This is a genomic window from Pseudoalteromonas sp. S3776 (assembly GCF_005886915.1).
Taxonomy (GTDB): Bacteria; Pseudomonadota; Gammaproteobacteria; order Enterobacterales; family Alteromonadaceae; genus Pseudoalteromonas.
In genome coordinates this window covers 1-364 of the sequence record NZ_PNCU01000162.1, presented here as the reverse complement: position 1 = coordinate 364, position 364 = coordinate 1, and the positions used below count along the sequence as shown (strand labels likewise).

General features: G+C 44.8%; 1 protein-coding gene. It reads right to left on the bottom strand.

The window, feature by feature from the left end; translation table 11 throughout:
- Window positions 1-364 (bottom strand): sodium:solute symporter family transporter (locus CWC16_RS19500; protein ID WP_212747460.1); only part of this gene is annotated, 364 nt, incomplete at both ends.

Here is a 364-nt window from a genome sequence, read left to right as displayed (position 1 = left end):
GAGGGCGAGAAAAGTCAGAGAGATCGTGTTACCCGGATTGGCCAGGTAATCAGATGGACTGAAAAACTCAGCTTTCTGTGATTGCAGTAATTGCAGACTATTGGAAAAGCCACCCCATTTTGAAAACAGATAGGTGGCTATATAGACGGCGCCCGCCATAAAAATAACCGCCTGGATCGAATTGATTTTTGAGGTGGCATTCATTCCGCCAAAAAAAACATAACCAAAGACCATCAGTGCAATCATTCCGGTGCTCAGGTATTCCGGGATGGCCAATTGATACGAGGAAAAAATCAGAGACAGGACATCGCCTCCGCCCTTAAGACCAATAATGATGTAAGGGATCAGAAACAAAATGGAGATC